General features: G+C 67.7%; 22 protein-coding genes and 1 tRNA gene. 14 read left to right on the top strand and 9 right to left on the bottom strand.

Annotation, left to right across the window (positions count from 1 at the left end):
- Positions 1 to 9: 9 nt before the first annotated feature.
- Both BLV15_RS11570 and BLV15_RS11565 read left to right on the top strand, forming a co-directional pair.
- Positions 10 to 963, top strand: coding sequence for a GlxA family transcriptional regulator (locus BLV15_RS11570; RefSeq protein ID WP_090228181.1), 954 nt, complete (start codon positions 10 to 12; stop codon positions 961 to 963).
- 228 nt (positions 964 to 1,191) lie between these two features.
- Entirely contained in the window at positions 1,192 to 2,571 is a 1,380-nt protein-coding gene (locus BLV15_RS11565) for an ATP-binding protein (protein ID WP_175534347.1), read from the top strand.
- Positions 2,572 to 2,588: 17 nt separating this feature from the next.
- Here BLV15_RS11565 and BLV15_RS11560 read toward each other — a convergent pair whose 3' ends face one another.
- Positions 2,589 to 3,032, bottom strand: coding sequence for a helix-turn-helix domain-containing protein (locus BLV15_RS11560; RefSeq protein WP_090228174.1), 444 nt, complete (start codon positions 3,030 to 3,032; stop codon positions 2,589 to 2,591).
- 251 nt (positions 3,033 to 3,283) lie between these two features.
- On the opposite strand from BLV15_RS11560, the gene BLV15_RS11555 reads away from it, so the two are divergent.
- Entirely contained in the window at positions 3,284 to 4,579 is a 1,296-nt protein-coding gene (locus tag BLV15_RS11555; RefSeq protein ID WP_090228171.1) for an OprD family outer membrane porin, read from the top strand.
- A 97-nt stretch (positions 4,580 to 4,676) separates the two neighbouring features.
- Here BLV15_RS11555 and BLV15_RS11550 read toward each other — a convergent pair whose 3' ends face one another.
- The 4 genes from BLV15_RS11550 to BLV15_RS22105 all read right to left on the bottom strand — a co-directional run bounded on the left by BLV15_RS11550 (position 4,677) and on the right by BLV15_RS22105 (position 7,220).
- Entirely contained in the window at positions 4,677 to 5,039 is a 363-nt protein-coding gene (locus BLV15_RS11550; RefSeq protein WP_139210709.1) for a hypothetical protein, read from the bottom strand.
- 150 nt (positions 5,040 to 5,189) lie between these two features.
- Positions 5,190 to 5,266, bottom strand: a tRNA-Met gene (locus BLV15_RS11545).
- Between the two features lie 160 nt (positions 5,267 to 5,426).
- A complete protein-coding gene (gene dgt / locus BLV15_RS11540) occupies positions 5,427 to 6,920 on the bottom strand; it encodes a dGTPase (RefSeq protein WP_090228165.1) in 1,494 nt (497 codons plus the stop codon).
- A 141-nt stretch (positions 6,921 to 7,061) separates the two neighbouring features.
- Entirely contained in the window at positions 7,062 to 7,220 is a 159-nt protein-coding gene (locus BLV15_RS22105) for a hypothetical protein (protein WP_175534346.1), read from the bottom strand.
- A 297-nt stretch (positions 7,221 to 7,517) separates the two neighbouring features.
- On the opposite strand from BLV15_RS22105, the gene dinB reads away from it, so the two are divergent.
- The gene (gene dinB, locus BLV15_RS11535; protein ID WP_090228162.1) at positions 7,518 to 8,597 is read left to right on the top strand and encodes a DNA polymerase IV; all 1,080 of its coding nucleotides are present in this window, start codon (positions 7,518 to 7,520) and stop codon (positions 8,595 to 8,597) included.
- 36 nt (positions 8,598 to 8,633) lie between these two features.
- Here dinB and BLV15_RS11530 read toward each other — a convergent pair whose 3' ends face one another.
- From BLV15_RS11530 to BLV15_RS11520, 3 genes are all read right to left on the bottom strand, one after another.
- Complete coding sequence (locus BLV15_RS11530; protein ID WP_090228161.1) at positions 8,634 to 9,032, bottom strand: META domain-containing protein; 399 nt, start codon at positions 9,030 to 9,032, stop codon at positions 8,634 to 8,636.
- The gene (locus BLV15_RS11525) at positions 9,032 to 9,466 is read right to left on the bottom strand and encodes a hypothetical protein (protein ID WP_090228158.1); all 435 of its coding nucleotides are present in this window, start codon (positions 9,464 to 9,466) and stop codon (positions 9,032 to 9,034) included. Before BLV15_RS11525 ends, BLV15_RS11530 begins: the two co-directional genes overlap by 1 nt.
- A 78-nt stretch (positions 9,467 to 9,544) precedes the next feature.
- Entirely contained in the window at positions 9,545 to 12,298 is a 2,754-nt protein-coding gene (locus BLV15_RS11520; RefSeq protein ID WP_090229058.1) for an ATP-binding protein, read from the bottom strand.
- Between the two features lie 299 nt (positions 12,299 to 12,597).
- Here BLV15_RS11520 and BLV15_RS11515 point away from each other — a divergent pair, with 299 nt between their 5' ends.
- The 10 genes from BLV15_RS11515 (at position 12,598) to BLV15_RS11470 (ending at position 23,763) form a co-directional block, all read left to right on the top strand.
- Entirely contained in the window at positions 12,598 to 13,560 is a 963-nt protein-coding gene (locus tag BLV15_RS11515) for an alpha/beta hydrolase (protein ID WP_090228157.1), read from the top strand.
- A 170-nt stretch (positions 13,561 to 13,730) separates the two neighbouring features.
- Positions 13,731 to 14,666: an ABC transporter substrate-binding protein gene (locus tag BLV15_RS11510; protein ID WP_090228154.1), complete on the top strand. Its 936-nt coding sequence runs from the start codon at positions 13,731 to 13,733 to the stop codon at positions 14,664 to 14,666.
- Positions 14,666 to 15,679 carry a FecCD family ABC transporter permease gene (locus BLV15_RS11505; RefSeq protein ID WP_090228152.1) on the top strand — a complete coding sequence of 338 codons (1,014 nt, stop codon included), beginning with the start codon at positions 14,666 to 14,668 and terminating at the stop codon, positions 15,677 to 15,679. Before BLV15_RS11510 ends, BLV15_RS11505 begins: the two co-directional genes overlap by 1 nt.
- Positions 15,676 to 16,731, top strand: coding sequence for a FecCD family ABC transporter permease (locus tag BLV15_RS11500; RefSeq protein WP_090228149.1), 1,056 nt, complete (start codon positions 15,676 to 15,678; stop codon positions 16,729 to 16,731). The genes BLV15_RS11505 and BLV15_RS11500 overlap by 4 nt, the downstream gene beginning before the upstream one ends.
- Positions 16,728 to 17,555, top strand: a complete 828-nt coding sequence (locus BLV15_RS11495) for an ABC transporter ATP-binding protein (RefSeq protein ID WP_090228146.1) — start codon at positions 16,728 to 16,730, stop codon at positions 17,553 to 17,555. The genes BLV15_RS11500 and BLV15_RS11495 overlap by 4 nt, the downstream gene beginning before the upstream one ends.
- Positions 17,556 to 17,654: 99 nt before the next feature.
- Positions 17,655 to 18,554: a cysteine synthase CysM gene (gene cysM, locus BLV15_RS11490; protein ID WP_090228143.1), complete on the top strand. Its 900-nt coding sequence runs from the start codon at positions 17,655 to 17,657 to the stop codon at positions 18,552 to 18,554.
- Positions 18,555 to 18,572: 18 nt separating this feature from the next.
- A complete protein-coding gene (gene rlmD / locus BLV15_RS11485) occupies positions 18,573 to 19,934 on the top strand; it encodes a 23S rRNA (uracil(1939)-C(5))-methyltransferase RlmD (RefSeq protein ID WP_090228141.1) in 1,362 nt (453 codons plus the stop codon).
- A gap of 65 nt (positions 19,935 to 19,999) precedes the next feature.
- Positions 20,000 to 22,246, top strand: coding sequence for a GTP diphosphokinase (relA, locus tag BLV15_RS11480; protein ID WP_090228138.1), 2,247 nt, complete (start codon positions 20,000 to 20,002; stop codon positions 22,244 to 22,246).
- A gap of 27 nt (positions 22,247 to 22,273) precedes the next feature.
- Positions 22,274 to 23,101, top strand: coding sequence for a nucleoside triphosphate pyrophosphohydrolase (gene mazG / locus BLV15_RS11475; RefSeq protein ID WP_090228135.1), 828 nt, complete (start codon positions 22,274 to 22,276; stop codon positions 23,099 to 23,101).
- A 122-nt stretch (positions 23,102 to 23,223) separates the two neighbouring features.
- Positions 23,224 to 23,763: a DUF2058 domain-containing protein gene (locus BLV15_RS11470; RefSeq protein WP_090228133.1), complete on the top strand. Its 540-nt coding sequence runs from the start codon at positions 23,224 to 23,226 to the stop codon at positions 23,761 to 23,763.
- A 97-nt stretch (positions 23,764 to 23,860) separates the two neighbouring features.
- Here BLV15_RS11470 and BLV15_RS11465 read toward each other — a convergent pair whose 3' ends face one another.
- Positions 23,861 to 24,577: a DUF3108 domain-containing protein gene (locus tag BLV15_RS11465; RefSeq protein ID WP_090228130.1), complete on the bottom strand. Its 717-nt coding sequence runs from the start codon at positions 24,575 to 24,577 to the stop codon at positions 23,861 to 23,863.
- Between the last annotated feature and the right edge of the window lie 6 nt (positions 24,578 to 24,583).

Here is a 24,583-nt window from a genome sequence, read left to right as displayed (position 1 = left end):
GGCAGGTGTATGACGAAGACGGTCGGGATCGTGCTGTTCCCCGATATGCTGATGCTCGATGTGGCGGGGCCCATCGAGGTGTTCTCCATCGCCAACCGTTTTCTGAAACCGGGCGACTGCTACCGGATCACCACCATCGCCTTCGGCGATCGCGCTGTGCGCTGCTCCAACGGCATCGTCGTGCAGGCGGAAGTGCTCGGCGAACAGGCGAGCGGCGGCTACGACGTGTTGCTGGTGCCCGGCGGGCCGGGTGCATACGGCGGCGTGCACGGCGAACTCTGCGCCTGGCTGGCCGGCGCCGCACGCGCCTCGCGGCGCTACGGGGCGATCTGCACCGGCGCCTTCATCCTCGGCGAGGCGGGTTTGCTCGACGATCAGCGGGTGACCACCCACTGGCATTATCTGGAGCGACTGGCGCGGCGCTTCCCGCGGGCGCGGGTCGAGGCCGACAAGATCTTCATCGCCGACGGCGGGCTGCTCAGCTCCGGCGGCGTGACCGCGGGCATCGACCTGGCGCTGTCGATCCTCACCGACGACCACGGCAAGAAGCTCGCCCTGGATGTCGCCAAGGTGCTGCTGGTGGTGATGAAGCGCCAGGGCGGCCAGGCGCAGTTCAGCCCGCTGCTGCCGGAAGCGCTGCCGAATTCCTCGCCCGTCGCGCTGGTTCAGCAGTACGTCATCGAACACATCCAGGAACCGTTCAGCGTCGAGCGCATGGCCGGCCTGGCGAACATGGGCGCGCGCAATTTCGCCCGGGTGTTCGCCCGCGAGGTGAACATGACGCCCATGGAATTCGTCCTCAGCGCGCGTATCGACTGCGCAAGAAACCTGCTGGAGACCAGTGACCTGCCGCTGAAGACGGTCGCCTTCAGGAGCGGTTTCGGCAGCACCCGGCACATGCGCTGCCTGTTCAACGAACGCCTCGGGCTGACGCCGGTGCAGTACCGCTACCAGTTCGGCTAATGGCGCTTTGCTGGCCATCGCCGGCGTCGCATCCGGTTTGGCAGTTTCGCGCACTCAGTTGGCAGTTCCGCTTCCCTCGCCGCCGTTTGCTTGTCGGCCAGAGTTGGGAAAATACGGCCATCGCAGAGAAAGGAGGAGCGCGCCGCGTCGGCAGGGCACGCTTTACAGCAGTGAAACAAGGCGAGCCTGGCCGGGCCACAGCGCCCACTGGCCATGCACGATTTCAATATGTCCCCCGAGGAGAAGGGCCTGCGCTTCGGCCGCTTCGTACTCTATCCGCAGCGGCGTCTGCTGCTCGATGGCGATCGCCCGCTGCGCATCGGCGGGCGTGCGCTGGACATTCTCCTGGTGCTGGTGGAAAGCGCCGGCAAGATCGTCAGCAAGGAGGCGATCATCTCCCGCGTCTGGCCGCGCACCTTCGTCGAGGAAATCAACCTTCGCGTGCACATCTCCGCGCTGCGTCGCGCGCTGGGCACCTGTCCGGAAGCGCGCCACTACATCGCCAACGTGCGCCAGCGCGGCTACAGCTTCGTCGCCTACGTCGAGCAGGTGAACAACGGCGGCGTGCAGCTGTTGCCCTTTCGCAGCGAACTGCCGGTGCGCCTGACCCGCATCGAAGGCCGCGACCCGCTGATCGAGGAGATGCAGCGCAAGGTTGCTTCGCGCCGGCTGATCTCCCTCGTCGGTCCCGGCGGGGTCGGCAAGACCACGGTGGCGTTGCGCGTCGCCCAGCAGTCGCTCGGGCGCTTCCGCGACGGCGTGCGCTTCATCGACCTGTCGACGCTGGAGACGGCGGAGCAACTGCCTTCGAAGGTCGCCACCGAGCTGGGCCTCGAGACCGGCGAGGGTGAGCCGCTGGCGCGGATCGCCGAATTCCTCCGCGAGCGGCAGATGTTGCTGGTATTGGACAACTGCGAGCACCTGATCGACGGCTGCGCCAGTCTGGCCGAGGACCTGCTGCGCGCCGGGCCGGCGGTTTCGATCATCACCACCAGCCGCGAGTCGCTGCGCACCGAGGGCGAGTACGTCCAGCCACTGGCCGCGCTGGAGGTGCCACCGGCACGCAGCCGCCTCGGTGTGCGCGAGGCGCTGCGCTATCCGGCGTTCCGCCTGTTCGTTCGCCGGGCCAAGGCGCGTCAGGCGGATTTCGTCCTGCAGGCCGCGGACGTCCGGCGCATCGGCGAAATATGCCGGCGCCTGGGCGGCATGCCGCTGGCGCTCGAGCTGGCGGCGGCGCAGGTCGATGCGCAGGGCTGCGTCGGTGTTCTCGCCTGGCTGGACGGCCCCGCCTACCTCGACGCCCTCGGCCGACGTACCGCGCCGGCCCGGCAGCAGACCCTGCGCGCCTCGCTGGACTGGAGCTTCGCCCTGCTGGACGACGAGGAGCGCGGCTGCCTGCTGGCGCTGGCGGCGCTGGATGACGGCGTGACGCTCGCCGAACTGGCGTGCGCGGCCTCGATGGACGAGCCGCGGGCGTCGGCAAGCCTTTCCCGGCTGCTGGCGAAGTCGCTGATCTCGGTGGAGGCCTATGGCGCGGCGGCGCGTTACCGGATGTCGCTGTGCCTGCGGGTCTATCTGCGCGAGAAGCTCGCCGGCGCGCCGTCCTGAGCCTTGCGGCGGCGCGCTCAGGCGCGCAGGCGATGGGTGATCTGGGCGATCTGCTGCAAGGCCAGGGCGCCATGGCGTTTCCAGGCCAGCGGCGTAGAGCCGACCATGCGCACGAACACCCGGCAGAAATGCGCCTGATCGAAGAAGCCGCATTCCATGCTGATCGCGGTGAGCGTCAGGTCCGACTTCAGCAGCAGCGTCTTCGCCTTCTCCACCCGTTGATGGCGCAGCCAGTCGTGGGGCGACTGGCGGGTGCTTTCCTTGAATTTGCGGGTGAAGTGGCTGCGCGATAGCGCGCAGGCCTCGGCCAGCCGAGTGACGGTGATCCCGGCGTCGAGGTGAGCGAGGATCAGCTCCTTGGCGATCCGTTCCTGCCAGGGTGCCAGGCCGCCGATGCCGGGCAGCGGGTGGTCGGTGAGTGTTTCGCCATGGGCGAGAGTCGTGTGCAGGGTTCTGTTCATCGCGATACCCGTTCGAGCGGTTGTACGCCAGAGGCTGGCACGGCTGCCCGCTACACCGTTTGGGCGGAGCAGGTGATAGCGATTCTCAAGCGAGGGGCCAGCAAGAACGAGTTGCGTATTGTTAATTAAGGTTAAGCGCGGAACCGCCGGCGAGACGGCCGCGCGCCCGGCGACGCAGCGGCACGGACGTACAATTCAGGGCGCGGGAAGTCTGCAAGAGTGGCCAGCCCGATCCCGCAGATGAGCGCGCCATGCTCTCCATTCGACTGGTTTTTCCACCCCTGTTCTGGCTGTGCTGCATGAGCCCGGCGCATGCCGGTGGCGATACGGACGGAACCCGTCTGCAGGTGCTCGGCCGCAACTTCTACCTCGACACCGACAACCACGGTGCGCTCGGCGCCGACAACCGCGAATGGGCGCAGGGATTCATCGCGCGCTTCGAGTCCGCGTTCACCCCCGGCGTGGTGGGCGTCGGCGTGGATGCCCACGGGTTCGCCGGGTTTCGCCTGGACAGCGGGCGCGGGCGTTCCGGCACCGGGCTGTTGCCGGTGGACGACGAGGGGCGGGCGGCGTCGGATTACTCGGACGCCGGCCTGGCGCTCAAGCTGCGCGCCGGCGACATGCGCCTCAGCCTGGGCGAAATGGAAGTGGAAACACCGGTTTTCGATACGGCCGACAAGCGCCTGCAGCCGGAGTACGCCAGCGGTGCGCTGTTGCAGGGGACGGTGCAGGGCTACGACTGGTCGGCGGGGCGTTTCCATGCCTTCAAGAACCAGAACGAAACGAGCTCTGACAGCGATTTCGACGGCTACGGCGCCAGCACCCGCGGCTCGTCGATCAGCTTCGCCGGAATCCAATCGCCAGGCAGCGAACCCTGGGGCGGCGCGCTCTATGCCGGCTCGCTCAGCGACACCTGGAATGAGCTCTATGCCAACCTGCACCAGCGCACCGACTTCGCCGCCGGGCGTTCCTTCAGCTGGACGCTGGATGCCTATCGCACCCGCGACACCGGCAGCGCCAAGGCCGGCGCCATCGACACCCTGGCCTGGAGCCTGTTCGGCAAACTGACCCTGGGCGCCCAGGCGTTCGCGCTCGGCTACCAGAAGATCCACGGCGATACGCCGTTCGATTTCATCGGCGGCGACTCCATCTACCTCGCCAACGCGATCAAGTACGCCGACTTCAACGGGCCCAACGAACGCTCGCTGCAGGCGCGCTACGACCTCGACCTGGCCGCGCTGTTGCCCGGCCTGACCTTCACGGCGCGCTACGTTCGCGGCAGCCATATCGACGGCACGCACGCCCCGCTGGACGGCGCCTACACCCGCTTCGACGCGCAGCTCCAGCAACAGGTGCCGACGCAGGGCAAGGGCGGCAAGCACTGGGAACGCGACCTCGACCTGGCCTACCGCGTCGCCTCCGGCCAGGCAGCGGGCACGCTGCTGCACTTCACCTACGTCAGCCACCGGGCGAACGCGGCCCAGGCGGGACGGGACATCGACCGCATCTATCTGGTGATCGAATACCCGTTCGAGCTGATTCGCTGACGTCTTTACGGTGCCTGGGCTGGAAGAGAGTTCGAGGCGGCTAGGGGAGCTTGCCCGCTGGCGACCCGGACAGGGGCCGGCAGGATCGGCGCTGTGCTCACTGGTCCTTCGCCCGGGACAGTTCCTTCGCCCGCGCCGTCGATTCCGCCAGGCGTTCGCGCACCTCGGCCACGATCTGGTCGAAGCCTTCCTCGCTGTCGATCCGGCTCTGCGGGAAAACCACGATGCACGGATCGATGTTCGCGGGGTCGTAGACCTGCAGTTCGATATCGGTTCCGTTGGAGACGATTTCCGTCCTGAAGGGCTCGAAGGCGTGGCGCAGACCTTCGACGGATTTTTCTTCGGGCGCTGTCATGATGGCTTCTTCTGTCAGGAATGCGGGCGAAAGTGCCGGGCATGTCCTTTCGAGTTTTTCAGCCGGCGACGGTTCGGCCGACGGTGTTCCGGTCATCCGGATCATCGGGCGGCATCGCGCTGGTGGGCGTCGGCGAGGAGGGCGGCGGAAGCGTCGGCGAGCGCCGGGATTTTTCCAGCGGAAAACAAAAAGGCCTGCATCGCTGCAGGCCTTTCTGTTTTGTCGATTCGCTCGTTTCGAGCGTACCGACAAGAGTGGTTGCGGGAGCCGGATTTGAACCGACGACCTTCGGGTTATGAGCCCGACGAGCTACCAGACTGCTCCATCCCGCGTCTGTGGGTGCGCATTCTACAGTCCAAAGCAAAGCTGTCAACCGCGTGGCTGAGAAAAAACTGTTTTTTCTTCAATTATTTAGCGCGAAGGCCCTGGCATCGCGGTTTCTCTCGTGCGATCCACGGCCGGCAGGCGCGCGGGAGACGCTGTTCGGCGATTTCACAGCGCGGAGAGGGTGCGGTACTCGTCGTGGGCCGACTGGTCGGTAAGGCCGCTGACGAAATCCTGCAGCAGCCGGCAGCGGTGGTAGAACTCCCAGAGTGTCGGGTCGTCACCCTCGGGCAGTTGCCGCAACGCTTCGAGGTAAGCCTTGATGTCGGTGTCGGCCAGGCGTTTGATCAGCAGCCGCAGGTGCAGCGGCTTGCTCGAGCTACCTTCGGCGAGGGCGCGGAACGACGCTCCGGATTCCGCCATCAGTGGCGCATAGAAATCCAGCAGTCCCTGAAGGATGCGAAAGCCCTGCAGTTCCAGGGTTTCCACCTCGCGGTGGCTGAACACCTGCTCGCGGGCGACCTCCTTGAAGGTGTCCACCATCGCCTGGTGAATGCCGCCGTCCTCCATGAGCGCCCGGTCGAGGCGCCCGTGGTAGACGTCCTCGATATGCTCGATGAACTGCGCGGCGGCGTGCTTGACCAGCGGGTGGGTCATTCCCACGCGCAGCCAGATGAAGAACTCCCCGGTCTTGTTCACCGTCTCCCGGTGGGCGCGTTGCAGGGCGTAGTCCACCACCGCGCGGAACGGTTTGCGTGCGCCGGGAATGCTCGCCTCGGCGTCGCTCAGGCTGGCGAACTTCTCGGTCAGCATCTGGGCCAGCCGATCGATATCGAGGATGCCTTTCTCCACCGAGTCCTCGATGTCCGCCAGGCAGTAGGAGATGTCGTCCGCCGCTTCCATGATGTAGGTGAGCGGATGACGCGTGCCGCGCGGCATCGCCAGCGCGGCGCACTGGGCGTCGATGTAGTCGCTTTCCGAGAGGTAATAGCCGGGCTTCTTGTTCAGATAGGCGCCGGGACTGCCGCGCTCGGGTTTCGGCTGGCTGGCTGGGCGCACGTACTTGAGCAGCCCGGCGGTCTGCGTGTAGGTCAGGTTGAGGCGCAGCAGGCGTACCGCGAGGCGGATGGCCTGGGCGTTGCCCTCGAAGTTCTTAAGGTCGCGGAGCATGGCGCCGCGCAGCGCAGCATCGCCCGGGGCTGGCACCGCGCGCTCGAAAAGGCCGTCGAGGTGGCGCTCGAACCAGGCGTTGATCGCGTATTCGCCGAAGTGCCCGAACGGCGGATTGCCCATGTCGTGCATCAGGCAGGACATCTCCACCAGGCTTTCCACAGCGCCTTCCAGGCCGTCCAGTCCGAACTCCGCGGCGCGCTCACCGAGCTGCTTGTAGAGCGTCTTGACGATGAAGCGGCCGGTCTGCTGAACCTCGAGGGAGTGCGTGAGGCGGCTGCGCACGGCGGCGTTGCGCTCCAGCGGGAAGACCTGGGTCTTCTGCTGCAGGCGGCGGATGGCGGCGGAGTTGAGGATGCGCCCGCGGTCGCTCTCGAACTGGTCGATGAGATCCTGCACGCTGCAGGCGGGAACCCTGAAGTTCTCCCGCAGAGCGCCCGGGTAGGGGCGCTCCCGGGAAATCTTGTCCTTGAAGTTCACCCGCTCCGTCATCTATAGGCTCCACCGATCGTCGAGCGTGCAGCCTAGCCGCGTCGGGACGAGGCACACAACCGTGACGCGAGGGGCAAGGGCACAGGCGGACGTCAGCGGCGCTGACGACAGGGGTTCAGCGGGCGAGGGGAAACCGAGGGATCAGGCAGCCGCCTGGCTGATCAGCATGCCGTGGGCGACGCGGAACAGGGTGCCGTCGACGTTCAGTCTGAGCGGATCGCGGCCGACGATGACGGCGCCCTTGGAGAGCATTTCATCGATGTGGGCACGCAGGGCGTGAAAAGTGCGTTGTTCTTTCACCGGGGCGTACTCGAAGGTTGGTTGGCGAATTTTACCAAAGCCGACACATTCCGGCCGTTCGTCAGCTCGTAAATGTCGACTGCATCACATCGATCCTTATGGGAAGGGGATTCGTCCCGCACGGCCGAGGGCATGTTGCCACGCACTTGCTGGCGTCGGGGTAGCGCATCGAACGCCTTCCGGGATCTTCAAGATGGGTTTGACTGTTTATTCATACAGTCCTCGGCGGTGTAAGATTGCTCGCTCGCCCTACGAGAAGCGTCGTGCGCATCGTTCGCTTCCGATTTCGGAAATTGCATGTTGGATCAACCGGTTAAGCCACAACGAAAGATCATTCACGTGGACTGCGACTGCTTCTACGCCTCGATCGAGATGCGTGACGATCCGGCGCTGGGCAATCGGCCGCTGGCGGTGGGCGGGGCGGCGGATCGGCGCGGGGTGATCGCCACCTGCAACTACGAGGCGCGCGCCTATGGCGTGCGTTCGGCAATGTCGTCGCGGCATGCGCTGAAGCTGTGTCCGGACCTGCTGATCGTCAAACCGCGCTTCGAGGCCTACCGCGAAGCCTCGCGTGAAATCCAGGCGATTTTCCGCGACTACACCGAGATCATCGAACCGCTGTCGCTGGACGAGGCGTTTCTCGATGTCTCCAACGCCGGGCATTTCGCCGGCAGCGCCACCCGCATCGCCCAGGACATCCGCCGACGTATCTGGAAGGAGTTGCGCATCACCGTGTCCGCCGGCGTGGCGCCGAACAAGTTCCTGGCGAAGATCGCCAGCGACTGGAAGAAGCCCGACGGGCTCTTCGTCATCACCCCGGACCAGGTTGCGGATTTCGTCGCCACGCTGCCGGTGAGCAAGCTGCACGGGGTCGGCAAGGTGACGGCGGAGCGCCTGGCGCGCCAGGGCATCGTGGGCTGCGCGGACCTGCTCGGCTGGAGCAAGCTGGCCCTGGCCCGCGAGTTCGGCAGTTTCGGCGAACGCCTGTGGAACCTGGCGCGGGGCATCGACGAGCGTCCGGTACAGGTGGAGAACCGCCGGCAATCGCTCAGCGTGGAGAATACCTACGATCAGGACCTGCCCGATCTGGCGGCCTGCATCGCCCAGCTGCCGGGCCTCCTGGAGGAAATGAACGGACGGTTGGAGCGGCTGGACAAGAGCTACCGGCCGGACAAACCCTTCGTCAAGGTGAAGTTCCACGACTTCAGCCAGACCACCCTGGAGCAGGCCGGCGCCGGTCGCGATCTGGACAGCTACACCCAGCTGCTGAGCGCCGCGCATGCCCGCGGCGGGAAGCCGGTGCGCCTGCTTGGCGTCGGTGTGCGCCTGCTGGATTTGCGCGGAATGAGCGAGCAGATGGAGCTGTTCGCGCCCTGAAGGCACGGCATTCGCGCAGGAATGCCGGTTTGCCGCTCAGCGTTCCGGCAGCAGGCGGATCGGTTTGCCGCTGGCCGGCCACAGGCGCAATTCGTCCTGTTCCGATACGTCCCAGCGGCGCACCGTGCCGAGGGCGTCGAGGAAGCGCCGTTCCTGTTCCATCAGCGCCGGAGCGCAGCTCTTGCGGGTGCTGCCGGGGAAGTCGAAACCGAGCTGTTCGCCCTTGAGCGTGTACTGGGCGAACCAGTGGTTGCAGCCGGCATGGCCATAGGCGCGTCCGTCCGCGCCGAAGGTCATCGTGAGGTGGCTGCGGTCGATCAGCGGACGCTCGCCGATCCATTCGACGCTGTAGCTGCGTTCGGTCTGTAGCGGCGTGTGGCTGGCGCAGCCGACCAGCGTGGCGGCGCACAGGGCGAGGCTCAGCGGGGTTCTCATCAGGCGCTTTCCCGGCACTGGGGACACAAGTGGCGCCCGTCGACCGAGGCCCAGCCCAGCTCGGCGATGCGCGCTTCGGCGGCCGGTGCGCGGGCCTTGTCGCCGAGTTTTGCGTCCACCGCGAATTCGAAGTCGAGGTGCTTGGCACAGCCGTCGCAATCGACGCTCCACTGGCGGATTTCCAGTTCGCGGAAGGCCGGCCCGTTGGCCACCGCGAGCCACTGGCCGGGCGGATTGATCAGGTGGCGGACCTTTTCCACCTGCAGGCGCAGGCACAGCTCGCGGCTGCCCTTGAGGGTCACCAGCAGGGTATCGCCGGCGTTGATCGAGCCGCCGTTGCCGGTGACCTGGTAACGGCCTGGCGCCAGCGCGCGGCATTCGTTGAGGGTGTGTTGCGGGTTGAGCAGGCTGTAGCGGAAATCGTGTTCGGCCATGGTTCTTCGTGTTCGCGGATCGGGCAAAAGCGCTGGCCGGCATGCTATCACGCGCTGCCGGCACGGGCGCCTCGCCGGTCAGGCGGTCGCGGCGGCGTCGAGCAGGCGCTCGATGGCGGCGTCCAGTTCGCCGAGGGCCGCGGCGGCGCCCGGATCGTCCTGCTTGAGCAGGGTTTCGCTGCGCTGGCAGGCGTCGCGCAGTTGCGGCACGCCGCAGTAGCGGGTGGCGCCGTTGAGCCGGTGCACGCGCTCGATCAGCGCCGTGCGTTCCCAGCTTTCACGCGCCTGGCGGATCGCCTGGCGGTCGACTTCCAGAGATTCCAGCAGCATGCGCAGCATGTCGGCGGCGAGGTCGGCCTTGCCGGCCGCCAGGCGCAGGCCTTCCTCGGCGTCCAGTACCGGCAGCGTGGAATTGCTACGCGGTGCGTGGGGTTCGCCGCGCGCGGCGCTGCCGAGCAGGCTCAGGCCGGTCCACTTGAGCACCACCTGGCTGAGCTGGCGTTCGTTGATCGGCTTGGTCAGGTAGTCGTCCATGCCGCTGCGCAGCAGGATGCGTTTCTCGTGGGCCAGCGCATGGGCGGTCAGCGCGACGATCGGCACCTGGCCCTGCTGGTGCTCGGTTTCCCAGGCGCGGATCGCCTCGGTGGTCTGCCGGCCGTCCATGCCGGGCATCTGCACGTCCATGAAGATCAGGTCGAAGCGTGTGCGGGCGACGGCCTTCAGTGCGGCCTCGCCGTTGTCCAGCGCGACGACTTCGGCGCCGAGGTCGCTGAGCAGCGTCTGCACCAGCAGCAGGTTGGCGGGGTTGTCGTCGACGCAGAGCAGGCGCGGCGGCCGGCTGTTGCTCGGTGCGATAGATGGCAGCAGGCGCGGCGGCGGCGCGTTGAGCAGATCGCCCAGGGCGCGGTGCAGTTTGCGCGTGCAGGAAGGCTTGGCCTGCAGCTGGCTGTCGGCGTCCGGCAATGCGTCGTGATAGAGCATCTGCTCGGTGGTCGGGCAGAGCACCAGTGCCTTGCAGCCGAGGCTTTCCAAGGCGTGGACCTGCTGGCTCAGCGGCTCGGGGGGCAAATCCTTGAGGTTGACGCCGAGCACCGCCAGGTTGATCGGCCGGGGCGTGTCACGCTGGCCTGCGACCGCATCGATGAGGTCGTCGAGCACCGGGAATTCGAGCACCTCCAGGCCGCAATCCTCGAGCTGGTGGCGCAGCGCCTGGCGCGCCAGTTCGTGGCCCTCGAGAATCGCCACGCGGCGGCCGGCCAGCGGTGCGCGCGGCAGGTCGTCGGCGTCGTCGCGGGCTTTGGGCAGGGTCAGGCTGACCCAGAACTCGGAGCCTTCGCCCGGCGTGCTGTCGACGCCGATCTCGCCGCCCATCTGCTCGATCAGGCGCTTGGAGATCACCAGGCCGAGGCCGGTGCCGCCGGCCTGGCGGTTGAGCGAGTTGTCGGCCTGGCTGAACGCCTGGAACAGCGCGCGCAGTTCGTCTTCGGCGAGGCCGATGCCGGTGTCCTGGACGCTGATCCGCAGCTGCGCGCGGTCGTCGCTTTCCTCTTCGAGCATGGCGCGGATGACGATGCAGCCTTCGCGGGTGAACTTGATCGCGTTGTTCACCAGGTTGGTCATCACCTGCTTGAGCCGCAGCGGATCGCCGACCAGCGCCAGCGGCGTGTCGCGATAGACCAGACTGACCAGCTCCAACTGCTTGGCATGCGCCGCCGGGGCGAGAATCGTCAGGGTGTCCTGGAGCAGGTCGCGCAGGTTGAACGGCAGGTTCTCCAGCATCAGCTTGCCGGCCTCGATCTTCGAGAAGTCGAGGATCTCGTTGATGATGCCGAGGAGGTTCTCCGCGGATTTCTCGATGGTACCCAGGTAGTCATGCTGGCGCGAGGTCAGCTCGCTCTTCTGCAGCAGGTTGGTGAAGCCGAGGATGCCGTTGAGTGGGGTACGGATCTCGTGGCTCATGTTGGCGAGGAATTCGGACTTGATGCGGCTGGCCTCGATCGCCTCCTTGCGCGCCAGGTCCAGCTCGATGTTCTGGATCTCGATGGTCTCCAGGTTCTGCCGGACGTCCTCGGTGGCCTGGTCGATGCTGTGCTGCAGTTCCTCGCGGGCGTTCTGCAGCGACTGCGCCATGCTGTTGATGCCTTCGGCGACCTGGTCCAGTTCGCGGCTGCGCAGCGGCGGCAGGCGGGTTTCCAGATGGCCGTCCTTGAGCTGCGCGACGGCCTGGCGGATGAGCAGCAGCGGTTCGTTGATGGTGCGCCCCATGCGCAACGCGAGCAGCGCGGTCACCCCGAGGCCCGTGACGATCAGCAACAGGCTGGCGAGCAGGCTGCGGTAGCCGCGCAGCAGGGTGCCCTGGTGCGACAGCTCGACCTCGACCCAGCCGAGCAGGCGCTCGTCTCCAGTCGGGTCGACGTCGCCGGCGAGCGCGCGATGGCGGTTGAACACCGGCAGGAGAAAGCGCGTGGCGTCGTTGCCGCTGTTCAGCGACAGGCGATTGCCGTCGCCATCGGGCATCAGGTTGAGCATGCCCGGCCCGGCATGCGCCAGGCGTGCGCGGTCGGAGCCCAGAAAGCTCACCGCGCGCACGTCGGGATTCTCCAGGGCGTCGTCGGCGATCCGTTCGAGCTGCGCGCTGTCGCGCCGCGCCAGCGAGGCCGCGGCCAGCGGCGCCAGCTGCTCGGCGATCATCTGCCCACGCTGGAGCAGTTGGGATTGCAGGTCGGAAAGCTGCATCCAGGTGAAGTAGCCGCCCAGCATCAGCGCCAGCAGGCTGGTGGGCAGCAGCGTCAGCAGCAGGACACGTCCCTTTATCCCCAAATCCGTCAACACGATGATCGGCCCCCGCTCGGTGGTGTGTGCAATGCGCCGCGATTCCCTGGGCACTAACGATCGACGGCGATGTAGAATCGTTCTCATTTGATCTCGGGCCGTCTCCATGCAGTCTATCAGTCTCGTTTCCCCTCGCATTCCGCTGATTGCGGACGACCCGATCCCCGGCGCCCAGGCACGCGGCCGCCTTGCCCGCGCCGCGGCGGCGCGCTGGCGTGCGGTTCCAGCAAAAAAACGGTGCAGGCGGTGCTGCGAATGACAAAGCCTGCCGGTTCGGCGGCAATGGAGGGTGGTGAGTGATGAAACGCGGTCTGTGGTTTTCCCTTCTGCTGTGCCTGGGCTTCGCCGCTCCGGCACAGGCCAAGCCGGACCTGAGCGAGAAGCTCGGCCCGACGATTGCCGAGCGTGGCTCGGCCTTCTACCGCTTTGAGACCCTGGAAATGCCCTCGGCGGACGGCGCGCGGCACTACCGCATCTGGGTCGGCGTGCCCCGGCGAGCGGCGCCCCGGAGCGGCTACCCGGTGATCTACCTGCTCGACGGCAACGCCGCCATGGGCGCGCTGGACGAGAAGCGCCTGGGCGAACTGGACCGACAGGGCCCGCCGGTGCTGGTGGCGATCGGTTACGCCACCGACCTGCGCTTCGACGTGGTCGCCCGGGCTTACGACTACACGCCGCCGATGCCGGGCGTGGAGCACGTCATCGACGACCTCGCCCGTGACCGCCGCGGTGGCGGGGCGGACCGGTTCCTCGACCTGCTGGAGCAGCGCATCAAGCCGGCGGTGGCCGAACGCGCGCCGCTCGACAGGTCGCGGCAGACGCTCTGGGGCCATTCCTACGGCGGGTTGCTGGTGCTGCACTGCCTGTTCACCCGGCCGCAGAGCTTCCAGTTCTACGCCGCCGCCGATCCGTCGCTGTGGTGGCAGAAGGGTTTCGTCCTCAGCGAGGAGAAGACGTTCCCCAGCCGAGAGAACAGGCCGAAGCGCCTGCTGCTGATGCACGGCGAGGCCCCGGCCGATGGCGGCACGCCGCCAGGGGTGGACGACAAGGTGGTCCAGGCACGCCGCGAGGCCCAGGCCGCGGTGCCGCCGGACGCCATCGCGCAGTTGGCCGGGCGCCTGGCGCAACGGCCGGGCATGCAGGTCGGCTATCGCGCGTTTCCCGGCATGGGCCACGGTCCGCTGCTGCCGGTTTCCCTCGATCTGGCGCTGCAACTGGCGGTGGGCAGGACGCCTGCGGAACTGGCTCGCCATGGCCAGTGAGGCCCGGCGCGGAATACCGATGGCCCGCTTGGAGGCATGCGGTGGGCCTGCTGAAGGTCCTCGTCATTGATCTGATACAAGTATCTGGCGTTTGAGAACGATTATTGTCTGCCGCCCCGGTTATCCTTTCGCCCCGCGTCTTCGCCTGTTTCTAGAGCAAGGAAATGGTCATGCCCCATGCGTTCCTCCCGACTTCCCGTTCGCTCCAGCGGGCCGCCGCAGCGCTGCTCGGCGCTTGGGTGATGGTCTTCGCTGTGCATGCCGAAGCTGCCGCGCGGACCTTGGACACCGCTTACGGCGCGGTCAGCCTGGACGGCACGCCCCAGCGGGTGGTGGTGCTCACGGAGACGGCGCTGGACACCGCGCTGGCGCTGGGCGTGAAGCCGGTCGGCACGCTCGCCACGCGCGGCGGCAGCGGTGTTGCCAACTACCTGAAGGACAAGGCCGGGCCCATTGCGATGGCCGGTACGAGCCGCGAGGTGAACCTGGAAGCGGTGCTGCAACTGCAGCCCGACCTGATCCTCGCCGCGCCCGATCTGAATCGCGACCTCTACGCCAAGCTCAGCCTGATGGCGCCGACGTTGGTGCCCAAGGGCAACGCCTTCGACGCGTGGCGCGACGTCACCACCTTCTACGCCGAGGCTCTGGGCAAGCGGGCCGAGGCCGAGGCCTATCTCGAGCAGGTCGATGCGCGCATCGCCGCGCTGAAGAAGCAGATCAAGCCGGGCGTCGTCGCTTCCGTGGTGCGCTGGAATCCGCAGGGGCCGATCCTCATGTCCAACCGCCTGTTCGTCGGCCAGTTGCTCGGCCAGCTGGGCTTCGAGAGCACGGCGCTGGCGCGCTCGCTGACCGAGAAACCGCACAGCGACACCCTGAGCCTGGAGAACCTCTCGCAGGTGGACGGCGACTGGCTGTTCCTCGCCACCCTCAATCCGGACGGCGAGAAGGCGCTGCAGCAGGCGCGCCGCCAGCCGGCCTTCGAGCGGCTGAACGCGGTGAGCCACGGCAAGCTGCTGAGCGTCGACGGCCAGGTCTGGAGCAGCGGTTCCGGGCCGCTGGCCGCGCAGATCGTGCTGGATGACGTGGAGAAGGCGCTGCGCGACTGATGTCCCCGTGTCGTTCCCCCGTCCCGCTGACGGTTCCCGCCGCGCTGCTGCTCAGTGGCGGCGCGCTGCTCGTGCTGTGCCTGGCCAGCCTGCTGTTCGGCGCCGGCAACGTCGACCCGCTGCAAGGCGTGCAGACGCTGCTGGGGCAGGGCACTGACGATGCGCGCTTCGTGGTCTTCGAGCTGCGCCTGCCGCGAACCCTACTCGGCCTGCTGGTCGGTGCGGCGCTCGGCGCGGCCGGCGTGGTGCTGCAGGCGGCGACCCGCAACCCGCTGGCCGAGCCGGGATTGCTCGGCGTCAGCGCCGGCGCCTCGTTCGCCGTGGTGCTGGCGCTCGGCCTTGGCGCCAGCGCGGCGACCCTCAACCTCGGCGTCGCCATCGGTGGGGCGCTGGCCGGCTGCCTGCTGGTGCTGCTGGTGACCCAGGCGCGCGGGCTGGGCAACGACCCGGTACGCTTGGTGCTGGCCGGCGCCGCGTTCTCCGGCATCCTCTCGGCGCTGAGCAGCCTGATTCTGCTGCAGGACCAGCGCAGTGCCGACGAAATCCGTTTCTGGATCATCGGCGCACTGGCCGGCCGGCCGCAGGACGTGCTGGGCTGGAGCCTGCCCGGCCTGTTGCTTGGCTTGCTGGTGCTGCTGCCGATTATCCGTCCGCTGGCGGCGCTGGCGCTGGGCGAGAAGATGGCCCGCGGGCTCGGCCATCACCCGGCGGCGATCCGCCTGGCCGCGCTGGCCGGCGTCGCGCTGCTAGTGGGCACCGCCACCGCCGCCGCCGGGCCGATCGCCTTCGTCGGCCTGATCGTTCCGTTCATTGCGCGGCGCCTGGTCGGGCCCGACATCCGCCGCACCTTCGGCCTGTCGTTGCTGCTCGGGCCGGCCATCGTGCTGTTCGCCGACACGCTGTCGAGGTTGATCGTGAGGCCCTACGAGTTGCCTATCGGAGTGGTCACCGCCTTCGTCGGCGCGCCGATCCTGATCGCCGTCGTGCGCAGTCACCGGTTGCCAACGCTATGAACGCCCGGCCTCTGCATGCGCCGGCCGGCCATTGGCTGCTGGCCGTCGGGCCCTGGCGCGTTCTGTTCAACCGGCGCGGCTTGCTGGTCGGGCTGGCGCTGGGCCTGGCGCTGCTGGCGATGGCGGCGATCAGCCTGGCCTCGGGCAGCGCGCTGTTGTCGCCGTGGAGCGCGGTGCAGGCCACCTTCGGCCAGGGCGAGCCGATGCAGGTCTTCCTGGTGCGCGAGCTGCGCCTGCCGCGCCTGGCCGCCGGCGTGCTCACCGGGCTGACTTTCGGCGTCGCCGGCTGCCTGCTGCAGACGCTGGCGCGCAATCGCCTGGCCACGCCGGGCGTGATCGGCATCGACGAGGGCGCCACCGCGTTCGCCGTCGCCTCCATCGTCGCCGTGCCGACCAGTATGGCGCCGTCGATGCTCGCTCTGGTTGGCGCGGCGACGGCGGCCGCCCTGGCCTTCGGTCTGAGTGCGGGCGCCGGAGCGCGCGGCTACCGCTTCATCGTGGTTGGCATCGCCATCGGCGCGGTGTTCGGCGCGCTGACCAACCTGATGCTGGCGCGCACCGACATGGACGCCGCCAACCAGGCCTATCCGTGGACGGTCGGCAGCCTCAACGCGCGCCCCGCGCAGGCGGTCTGGCTGCTCGCGGCGGGGTTGGCGGTATGCCTGCCGCTGGCCAAGTACCTGGGGCGGGCGCTGGACCTGATGCGCTTCTCCGACAGCGTCGCGGTCTGCCTCGGCGTGCGTTTGGGCGCCATGCGCCTGCTCACGCTGATCGTCACGGTGGCGCTCACCGCGCTCGGCGTGGCGGTCGCCGGGCCGGTCGGGCTGATCGCCCTGGCCGCGCCGGAAATGGCCCGCTACCTGAGCGGCCATCGCGGCGTGCCGGTGCTCAACGCCGGGCTCGCCGGTGCGCTGCTGATGCTCGGCGCCGACTGGGCCGGGCGCACCCTGCTGGCGCCGGTGGAAATCCCGGTCGGCGTGGTCACCGCCATCGTCGGCGGCCCCTATCTGTTGTGGATACTGTTGCGCCAGCCGGCGCGGAGGCTGACATGAGCCACCCCGAATCCCCGCTCATCGGCCGGTCGAGCGCCACGGCGACCCTCGAGGCCCAGGCGCTGAGCCTGGGCTACGGCAACACGCCGATCGTGCGCGAGCTGTCGCTGCGCATTCCGCCAGGCAAGGTCACCGCCATCGTCGGGCCCAACGGCTGTGGCAAGTCGACCTTGCTCGCCGGCCTGTCGCGCCTGCACAAGCCGAGCGCCGGCGCGGTGCTGCTCAACGGCGCCGCCATTGGCAACCAGCCGTCGCGCGAGGTGGCGCGGTTGCTGGCGTTGCTGCCGCAGGACGCGACCGCGCCGGACGGCCTCAGCGTGTCCGAGCTGATCCGTTTCGGCCGCCAGCCGCACCAGGGCATCCTGCGCCAGTGGTCGGCCGAGGATCAGGCCATCGTCGACGAGGCGCTGCGCGTCGCCGACCTGGTCGAGCTGGCCGAGCGGCCGCTGGAGTCGATGTCCGGCGGCCAGCGCCAGCGCGCCTGGATCGCCATGGCGGTGGCGCAGCAAACGCCGTTGCTGCTGCTCGACGAACCCACCTCGGCCCTCGACCTGGGGCACGCCATCGAAGTCTTCGAGCTGATTCGCGGGCTGGCCGCGGCGGGCAAAACGGTGGTGATGGTGGTACACGACCTCTCCAGCGCGTGCCGCTACGCCGATCACCTGGTGGCGATGAAGGGCGGGCGGATCGTCGCCGAGGGCGCACCGGGCGAGATCGTCACGCCGAAGTTGGTGGAGCAGCTGTACGACGTGCAGTGCGTGCTGCTGCGCGATCCGCACAGTGGCACGCCGTTGATCGCCGGGGTCAGTCGCCGCCCGCGCTGATCGGTCTGGCGGTTCATTGCGTGCGTCGTCGCGGTGGGGCGGCGCCGGGTTTGCCGGTATCATAGGCGCCTTCTTTTCGCCGTTCGGATCGTCGAGCCCATGACTCCGCAGTTCCCCACGATCGCCGATTGCATCGGAAACACGCCTCTGGTCCGCCTTCAGCGCCTGCCCGGCGAAACCAGCAACACCCTGCTGGTGAAGCTCGAGGGCAACAACCCGGCGGGTTCGGTGAAGGACCGCCCGGCGCTGTCGATGATCACCCGCGCCGAGCTGCGCGGCGACATCCAGCCCGGCGATACGCTGATCGAAGCCACCTCCGGCAATACCGGGATCGCCCTGGCGATGGCCGCCGCGATCAAGGGCTACCGGATGATCCTGATCATGCCGGACAACTCCACCGACGAGCGCAAGTGGGCGATGACCGCCTACGGCGCCGAGCTGATCCTGGTGAGCAAGGAGGAGGGCATGGAAGGCGCCCGCGACCTCGCCGAGCGGATGCAGCGCGAAGGCCGGGGCAAGCTGCTCGACCAGTTCGCCAACGGCGACAACCCGCAGGCGCACTACACCGGCACCGGCCCGGAGATCTGGCGGCAGACCGCCGGCACCATCACCCACTTCGTCAGCTCCATGGGTACCACCGGCACCATCATGGGCACCTCGCGTTACCTCAAGGAACAGAACCCGGCGATCGAGATCGTCGGCCTGCAGCCGATGGAGGGCTCGGCGATCCCCGGTATCCGGCGCTGGCCGCAGGAATACCTGCCGAAGATCTACGACGCCACGCGCGTCGACCGTGTCGTCGACATGGCGCAGAGCGAGGCTGAAACCGTGATGCGCCGCCTGGCCCGCGAGGAAGGCATCTTCTGCGGCGTCTCGTCCGGCGGCGCGGTGGCGGCGGCGTTGCGCCTGTCGCGCGAAGTCGAGAACGCGGTGATCGTGGCGATCATCTGCGACCGTGGCGACCGCTACCTGTCCACCGGTGTGTATGAACAGCCCTGATCCGCGGAGCGCGCGCTGATGGCCAAGCGTAGCGGCCTGCGTTTTCAGCCCAGTGGCGGCGCGCGCAGCGTGCAGGTGCCGACCGGCAAGAAGCAGCAGCTGAGCATCGAGCGTCTCGCCCACGACGGGCGCGGCATCGCCTTTCTCGAAGGGCGCACCTGGTTCGTCGCCGGTGCGCTGCCGGGCGAGCGGGTCGAGGCGCGGGTGCTCGGCGCGCGCAGCCAGGTGGTCGAGGCACGCGTCGAACGCGTGCTCGAGGCCGTGCCGCTGCGCCGTATCGAACCCTGCAAGCACGCGCGCCAGTGCGGTGGCTGCAGCCTCCAGCACCTGCCCCATGCCGAGCAGCTGGCGCTGAAACAGCGCACCCTCGACGAGCAACTGACGCGCACCGCGCAGCTGCAGCCCGAGCAGTGGGCCGCGCCGCTGAGCGGGCCGGAGTTCGCCTACCGGCGCCGTGCGCGGATCGCCGTGCGCTGGGACGCGCGGGCCTCGCGGCTGGAGGTCGGCTTCCGCGAGGCCTCCAGCCAGAACATCCTTTCCATCGACGAGTGCCCGGTGCTGGTACAGCCCTTGCAGCCGATCGTGCGCGCGTTACCGCAGGTGCTGCGTGCGCTGGACAAACCCCAGGCGATCGGCCACGTGGAAATCTTCAGCGGCACCGCCGAGGCGCTGCTGGTGCGCCACACGGCGGTGCTCGGCGAGGCCGATCTGCAACGCTTGCAGGCGTTCTGCGCCGATCATGCCGCGCAGCTCTGGCTGCAGGGCACCGGCGAGCCGCAGGCGTTCGTGGCCGGGCAGGAGCTGGGTTACCGCCTGGAGGCCTGGGACCTGCAACTGGATTTTCGCCCCGGCGATTTCGTCCAGGTCAACGCGCCGGTGAACCAGGCGATGGTCGCCCAGGCTCTGGAGTGGCTGGCGCCGCAGCCTGGCGAGCGGGTCCTCGACCTGTTCTGCGGGTTGGGCAATTTCGCCCTGCCGTTGGCGCAGCGGGTGCGTGACGTGGTGGCGGTGGAAGGCGTGGCGGAGATGGTCGAGCGCGCGCAGGGTAACGCGCGGCGCAACGGTCTGGGCAACGTGCACTTTTTCCAGGCCGACTTGTCGAAGCCGCTTGCCGATGCGCCCTGGGCGCAGCACGGCTTCGACGCGATTCTGCTGGACCCCCCGCGCGACGGCGCGTGGGATGTGGTGCGGCACCTGGCCGAGCTGGATGCCGATCGGGTGCTGTACGTGTCGTGCAATCCGGCGACCCTGGCGCGCGATGCCGCCGAGCTGGCCCGTCAGGGTTACCGGATGCGACGCGCCGGCATCCTCGACATGTTCCCGCAGACGGCGCATGTCGAGGCGATGGTTTTATTCGAGAGGAGCGGGAAGCTCCGGTAATCCGTGCGGTCCAATTTTCGGACCGACGTTTTCGACGTGCTCGGCACGTCGTGGGGATAGGCGAAATGGTACAGGTCAGAGCGCATCAGCCGATCAATACCGACGGCAGCATCAATCTGGAGGCGTGGCTGGACCACGTCATCGGTCTCGACCCGGCGCTGGATCGCGACGCCATGCGCGAGGCCTGCGAGTTCGCCCGCCAGGTCGAGCAGCAGGCGAATGCCGCGCAGAACCTCTGGGTCGAAGGCACGTCGAGCTTCCAGACCGGCCTGGAAATCGCCGAGATCCTCGCCGACCTCAAGCTCGACCAGGACTCGCTGATCGCCGCGGTGCTCTATCGCGGTGTGCGCGAGGGCCAGATCCAGCTTCCCGACGTCAACCAGCGCTTCGGCCCCGTGGTCGCCAAACTGATCGAAGGCGTGCTGCGCATGGCGGCGATCAGCGCCAGCCTCAACCCGCGCCAGTCGCTCGTGCTCGGCACCCAGGCGCAGGTGGAGAACCTGCGCAAGATGCTGGTGGCGATGGTCGACGACGTGCGCGTCGCGCTGATCAAGCTCGCCGAGCGCACCTGCGCCATCCGTACCGTGAAGAACGCCGACGACGAGAAGCGCCATCGCGTCGCCCGCGAGGTCTTCGACATCTACGCGCCGCTGGCGCACCGCCTGGGCATCGGCCATATCAAGTGGGAGCTGGAGGACCTGTCGTTCCGCTACCTCGAGCCCGAGCAGTACAAGCAGATCGCCAAGCTGCTGCACGAGCGGCGCCTGGACCGCGAGCAGTACATCACCACGGTGATGGACCAGCTGCGTGCCGAACTGGCCGCCACCGGGATCAAGTCCGACATCAGCGGGCGCGCCAAGCACATCTATTCGATCTGGCGGAAGATGCAGCGCAAGGGCCTGCAATTCAGCCAGATCTACGACGTCCGCGCGGTGCGCGTGCTGGTCCCGGAAATCCGCGACTGCTACACCGCGCTCGGCATCGTGCACACCCTCTGGCGGCACATCCCCAAGGAATTCGACGACTACATCGCCAACCCCAAGGAGAACGGCTACCGCTCGCTGCACACCGCGGTGATCGGCCCGGACGGCAAGGTGCTGGAAGTGCAGATCCGCACCCACGCCATGCACGAGGAGGCCGAGCTGGGCGTATGCGCGCACTGGCGCTACAAGGGCACCGACCTCAAGGCCACTTCCAGCCATTACGAGGAGAAGATCTCCTGGTTGCGCCAGGTGCTGGAGTGGCACGAGGAACTCGGCGACATCGGCGGGCTGGCCGAACAGCTGCGCGTCGACATCGAGCCGGACCGGGTCTACGTGTTCACCCCCGACGGCCACGCCATCGACCTGCCGAAAGGCGCCACACCGCTGGATTTCGCCTACCGCGTGCACACCGAGATCGGCCACAACTGCCGGGGCGCGAAGATCAACGGGCGCATCGTGCCGCTCAACTACAGCCTGCAGACCGGCGAGCAGGTGGAGATCATCACCAGCAAGCAGGGCTCGCCGAGCCGTGACTGGCTGAACTCCAACCTCGGCTACATCACCACCTCGCGGGCGCGGGCGAAGATCGTCCACTGGTTCAAGCTGCAGGCCCGCGACCAGAACGTCGCCGCCGGCAAGGGCCTGCTGGAGCGCGAGCTGAACCGCCTGGCGCTGTTGCAGGTGGATTACGAGCGGCTGGCCGAGAAGGCCAACATGAAGACCGCCGAGGACATGTTCGCCGCCCTCGGCGCCGGCGACCTGCGCCTGGCGCAACTGATCAACCATGCCCAGCAACTGGTCGAGCCGGAGCGCGGCTCCGAGCAACTGGAGCTGATCCCGCGCAAGCATGGCGGCAACAAGCCGGGTCGCCGCGGCGACATCCAGATCCAGGGCGTCGGCAACCTGTTGACGCAAATGGCCGGCTGCTGCCAGCCGCTGCCGGGCGATCCCATCGTCGGCTACATCACCCAGGGCCGCGGCGTCAGCATCCACCGCCAGGATTGCGCCTCGGTACTGCAACTGGAAAGCCGCGAACCCGAGCGGATCATCCAGGTCAGCTGGGGCCCGGTGCCGGTGATGACCTATCCGGTGGACATCGTCATTCGCGCCTACGACCGCTCCGGCCTGCTGCGCGACGTCTCCCAGATGCTGCTCAACGAGCGTATCAACGTGCTGGCGGTGAACACCCGCTCGAACAAGGAAGACAACACCGCATCGATGTCGCTGACCATCGAGATTCCCGGCCTGGACGCCCTCGGCCGTCTGCTCGGGCGCCTCTCGCAGTTGCCCAACATCATCGAAGCCCGCCGTCACCGCGCCGGCGGCTGACGGCCTCCGCGTTCCCAGGACATTCCGATGTACCGACTCGACGACCTTCTGCACCTGATGGCGCGCCTGCGCGACCCGCAACACGGCTGCCCGTGGGACCTCAAGCAGGATTACGCGAGCATCGTGCCGCACACGATCGAAGAGGCCTACGAGGTCGCCGACGCCATCGAGCGCGGCGATTTCGCCCACCTGCCCGGCGAGCTGGGCGACCTGCTGTTCCAGGTCGTCTACTACAGCCAGCTGGCGCGCGAAGAAGGGCGCTTCGAGTTCGCCACGGTGGTCGACGGCATCGTGCGCAAGCTGGTGCGCCGCCACCCGCACGTGTTTCCCGACGGCGACCTGTATGGCGCGCCGGACATGGCGCGCCTGGAAGAAGCGGCGATCCGTCAGCGCTGGGAAGAGATCAAGGCCGAGGAGCGCGCCGAGGCCGCTGCCGCGCCGCAGCAACTGTCGCTGCTCGACGACGTGCCGGCTGCGCTGCCGGCGTTGTCGCGCGCGGCCAAATTGCAGAAGCGCGCGGCCCACGTCGGCTTCGACTGGCCGGATGCGCTGCCGGTGGTCGACAAGGTCCGCGAGGAGCTCGACGAAGTGCTTGAGGCGATGAGCGAGAACGACCCACGGGCGATCGCCGAGGAAGTCGGCGATCTGCTGTTCGTCGCGGTCAACCTGGCGCGGCATCTCAAGGTCGACCCTGAAGCCGCGCTGCGCGGCGCCAACGCCAAGTTCGAGCGGCGTTTCCGCTTCATCGAACAACGGTTGCGCGAACGCGGCCGCCCCATCGAGGCGTGCAGCCTCGACGAGCTGGATGCGCTCTGGGGCGAGGCGAAGAAGCAGGAGAAAGCAGCGGCCCTTTGAGCCCACCGCGCGGCGAACACAAAGCCGGTGGATGTCGCTTTTCACATCCACCACAATCCCCCGGGTGGCGCGATGAAGCGCGCGCCAGCCCAGGTCCAACTCAATTCACGACGAGCCGAAACATGAGTCTTTCCCTACGCGATCAGTTGCTCAAAGCCGGGCTGGTCAACGAGAAGCAGGCCAAGCAGGCCGGCAAACAGAAGCAGAAGCAGGTCCGCCTGGAGAAGAAGAACCAGGTGGAGAAGGACGACTCGCAGCGGCAGGCCGCCCTGCAGGCGCAGGCCGAGAAGCTCGCCCGCGATCAGGAGCTGAACCGCCAGCAGCAGGAAAAGGCCGAGCAGAAGGCCCGCGCGGCGCAGATCAAGCAACTGATCGAGTCCTCGCGGCTGCCCAAGCTGACCACCGAGGATTACTACAACTTCGTCGACGAGAAGAAGGTCAAGCGCCTTTCGGTGAACAACCTGATGCGCGACAAGCTCAGTCGCGGGTCGCTGGCCATCGTCCGGCATGGCGGTGGCTACGAGGTGATTCCGCGCGAAGCAGCGCTGAAGATCCAGGAGCGCGACCCGCAGCGTGTGGTGCAGCTCAACGTGCAGACCGAAGCGCCGGATGCCGACGATCCCTACGCCGCCTACCAGATTCCCGACGACCTGATGTGGTGAGTCAGGGCGCGGCCTTGGGGCCGCGCCTGTGTCTTGTAGAGAGAAGGAGTGGGGTGAAACGAACCGCTCCCCCGGACGGAGGAGCGAGGGAGGCGAATCAGTCGCGGCGGCCTTCGACCTTGCGGCCGTCGACGTCGCCCTCGGCGAGCATGATCTGGTATTCCTTACCGTCCTTTTCCACCTGCTGCAGGCTGACCAGCAGGTAATCCCAGTCCTTGGCGAACCAGAGCACGGTCTTGCGGTTGCTCTGGGTGGGGTCGCGCACGCGCTCCACCTTGATCGCATCCAGCAGGCCGGCGCGGGTGCGCACCACTTCCTCGCCCAGCACGCGGAAGTCGTAGGTCTCCACTTCGTCGCCGTCGACCACCTGGTAGCTCATGCTCTTCTTGCCGGCGGCCACGTCGTATTGCAGCGCCAGCTGGTAGGTCGACTTGTCGAGCATCCCGCGGTTCAGCGGCACGCGCAGCTGGTTGCCGCGGTCGTTGCCGATGATCTGCTTTTCGTTCCAGTCGAAATCCTGCTCGACGGTCTTGCCCTTGCCCAGCCCGCTGCGGTCGAAGCGGTAGGTCAGCGGCACGAAGAGGTCCGCATCCTGGCGGAAGGTGCTTTCCTCGGTGAGGCTGGCAACCAGCATCGAGGCCTTGAAATTGAGCAGCCAGCGGTTGTCGCCGTCGGCCTTGAGGCTGCGCTCGGCGGTGCCGCTCATGGGCAGCTGCTTCCAGTCGGCGGTGTAGCTGGCAGAGAACGGCTTCAGCTCGTAAGCCTGTACCTGCAAGGCGAGCAGGGCGAGGACGAACAGCAGGACGCGACGCATAAAGGC

Source organism: Pseudomonas kuykendallii, assembly GCF_900106975.1.
Classification (GTDB): Bacteria; Pseudomonadota; Gammaproteobacteria; order Pseudomonadales; family Pseudomonadaceae; genus Pseudomonas_O; species Pseudomonas_O kuykendallii.
This window is presented reverse-complemented; position numbering and strand designations above follow the sequence as displayed.

Coding starts and splice junctions, on each gene's coding strand:
- BLV15_RS11570 (WP_090228181.1), top strand. CDS start 10: ATGACGAAGACGGTCGGGATCGTGCTGTTCCCCGATATGCTGATGCTC.
- BLV15_RS11565 (WP_175534347.1), top strand. CDS start 1,192: ATGTCCCCCGAGGAGAAGGGCCTGCGCTTCGGCCGCTTCGTACTCTAT.
- BLV15_RS11560 (WP_090228174.1), bottom strand. CDS start 3,032: ATGAACAGAACCCTGCACACGACTCTCGCCCATGGCGAAACACTCACC.
- BLV15_RS11555 (WP_090228171.1), top strand. CDS start 3,284: ATGCTCTCCATTCGACTGGTTTTTCCACCCCTGTTCTGGCTGTGCTGC.
- BLV15_RS11550 (WP_139210709.1), bottom strand. CDS start 5,039: ATGATCCGGATGACCGGAACACCGTCGGCCGAACCGTCGCCGGCTGAA.
- dgt (WP_090228165.1), bottom strand. CDS start 6,920: ATGACGGAGCGGGTGAACTTCAAGGACAAGATTTCCCGGGAGCGCCCC.
- dinB (WP_090228162.1), top strand. CDS start 7,518: ATGTTGGATCAACCGGTTAAGCCACAACGAAAGATCATTCACGTGGAC.
- BLV15_RS11530 (WP_090228161.1), bottom strand. CDS start 9,032: ATGAGAACCCCGCTGAGCCTCGCCCTGTGCGCCGCCACGCTGGTCGGC.
- BLV15_RS11525 (WP_090228158.1), bottom strand. CDS start 9,466: ATGGCCGAACACGATTTCCGCTACAGCCTGCTCAACCCGCAACACACC.
- BLV15_RS11515 (WP_090228157.1), top strand. CDS start 12,598: ATGAAACGCGGTCTGTGGTTTTCCCTTCTGCTGTGCCTGGGCTTCGCC.
- BLV15_RS11510 (WP_090228154.1), top strand. CDS start 13,731: ATGCCCCATGCGTTCCTCCCGACTTCCCGTTCGCTCCAGCGGGCCGCC.
- BLV15_RS11505 (WP_090228152.1), top strand. CDS start 14,666: ATGTCCCCGTGTCGTTCCCCCGTCCCGCTGACGGTTCCCGCCGCGCTG.
- BLV15_RS11500 (WP_090228149.1), top strand. CDS start 15,676: ATGAACGCCCGGCCTCTGCATGCGCCGGCCGGCCATTGGCTGCTGGCC.
- BLV15_RS11495 (WP_090228146.1), top strand. CDS start 16,728: ATGAGCCACCCCGAATCCCCGCTCATCGGCCGGTCGAGCGCCACGGCG.
- cysM (WP_090228143.1), top strand. CDS start 17,655: ATGACTCCGCAGTTCCCCACGATCGCCGATTGCATCGGAAACACGCCT.
- rlmD (WP_090228141.1), top strand. CDS start 18,573: ATGGCCAAGCGTAGCGGCCTGCGTTTTCAGCCCAGTGGCGGCGCGCGC.
- relA (WP_090228138.1), top strand. CDS start 20,000: ATGGTACAGGTCAGAGCGCATCAGCCGATCAATACCGACGGCAGCATC.
- mazG (WP_090228135.1), top strand. CDS start 22,274: ATGTACCGACTCGACGACCTTCTGCACCTGATGGCGCGCCTGCGCGAC.
- BLV15_RS11470 (WP_090228133.1), top strand. CDS start 23,224: ATGAGTCTTTCCCTACGCGATCAGTTGCTCAAAGCCGGGCTGGTCAAC.
- BLV15_RS11465 (WP_090228130.1), bottom strand. CDS start 24,577: ATGCGTCGCGTCCTGCTGTTCGTCCTCGCCCTGCTCGCCTTGCAGGTA.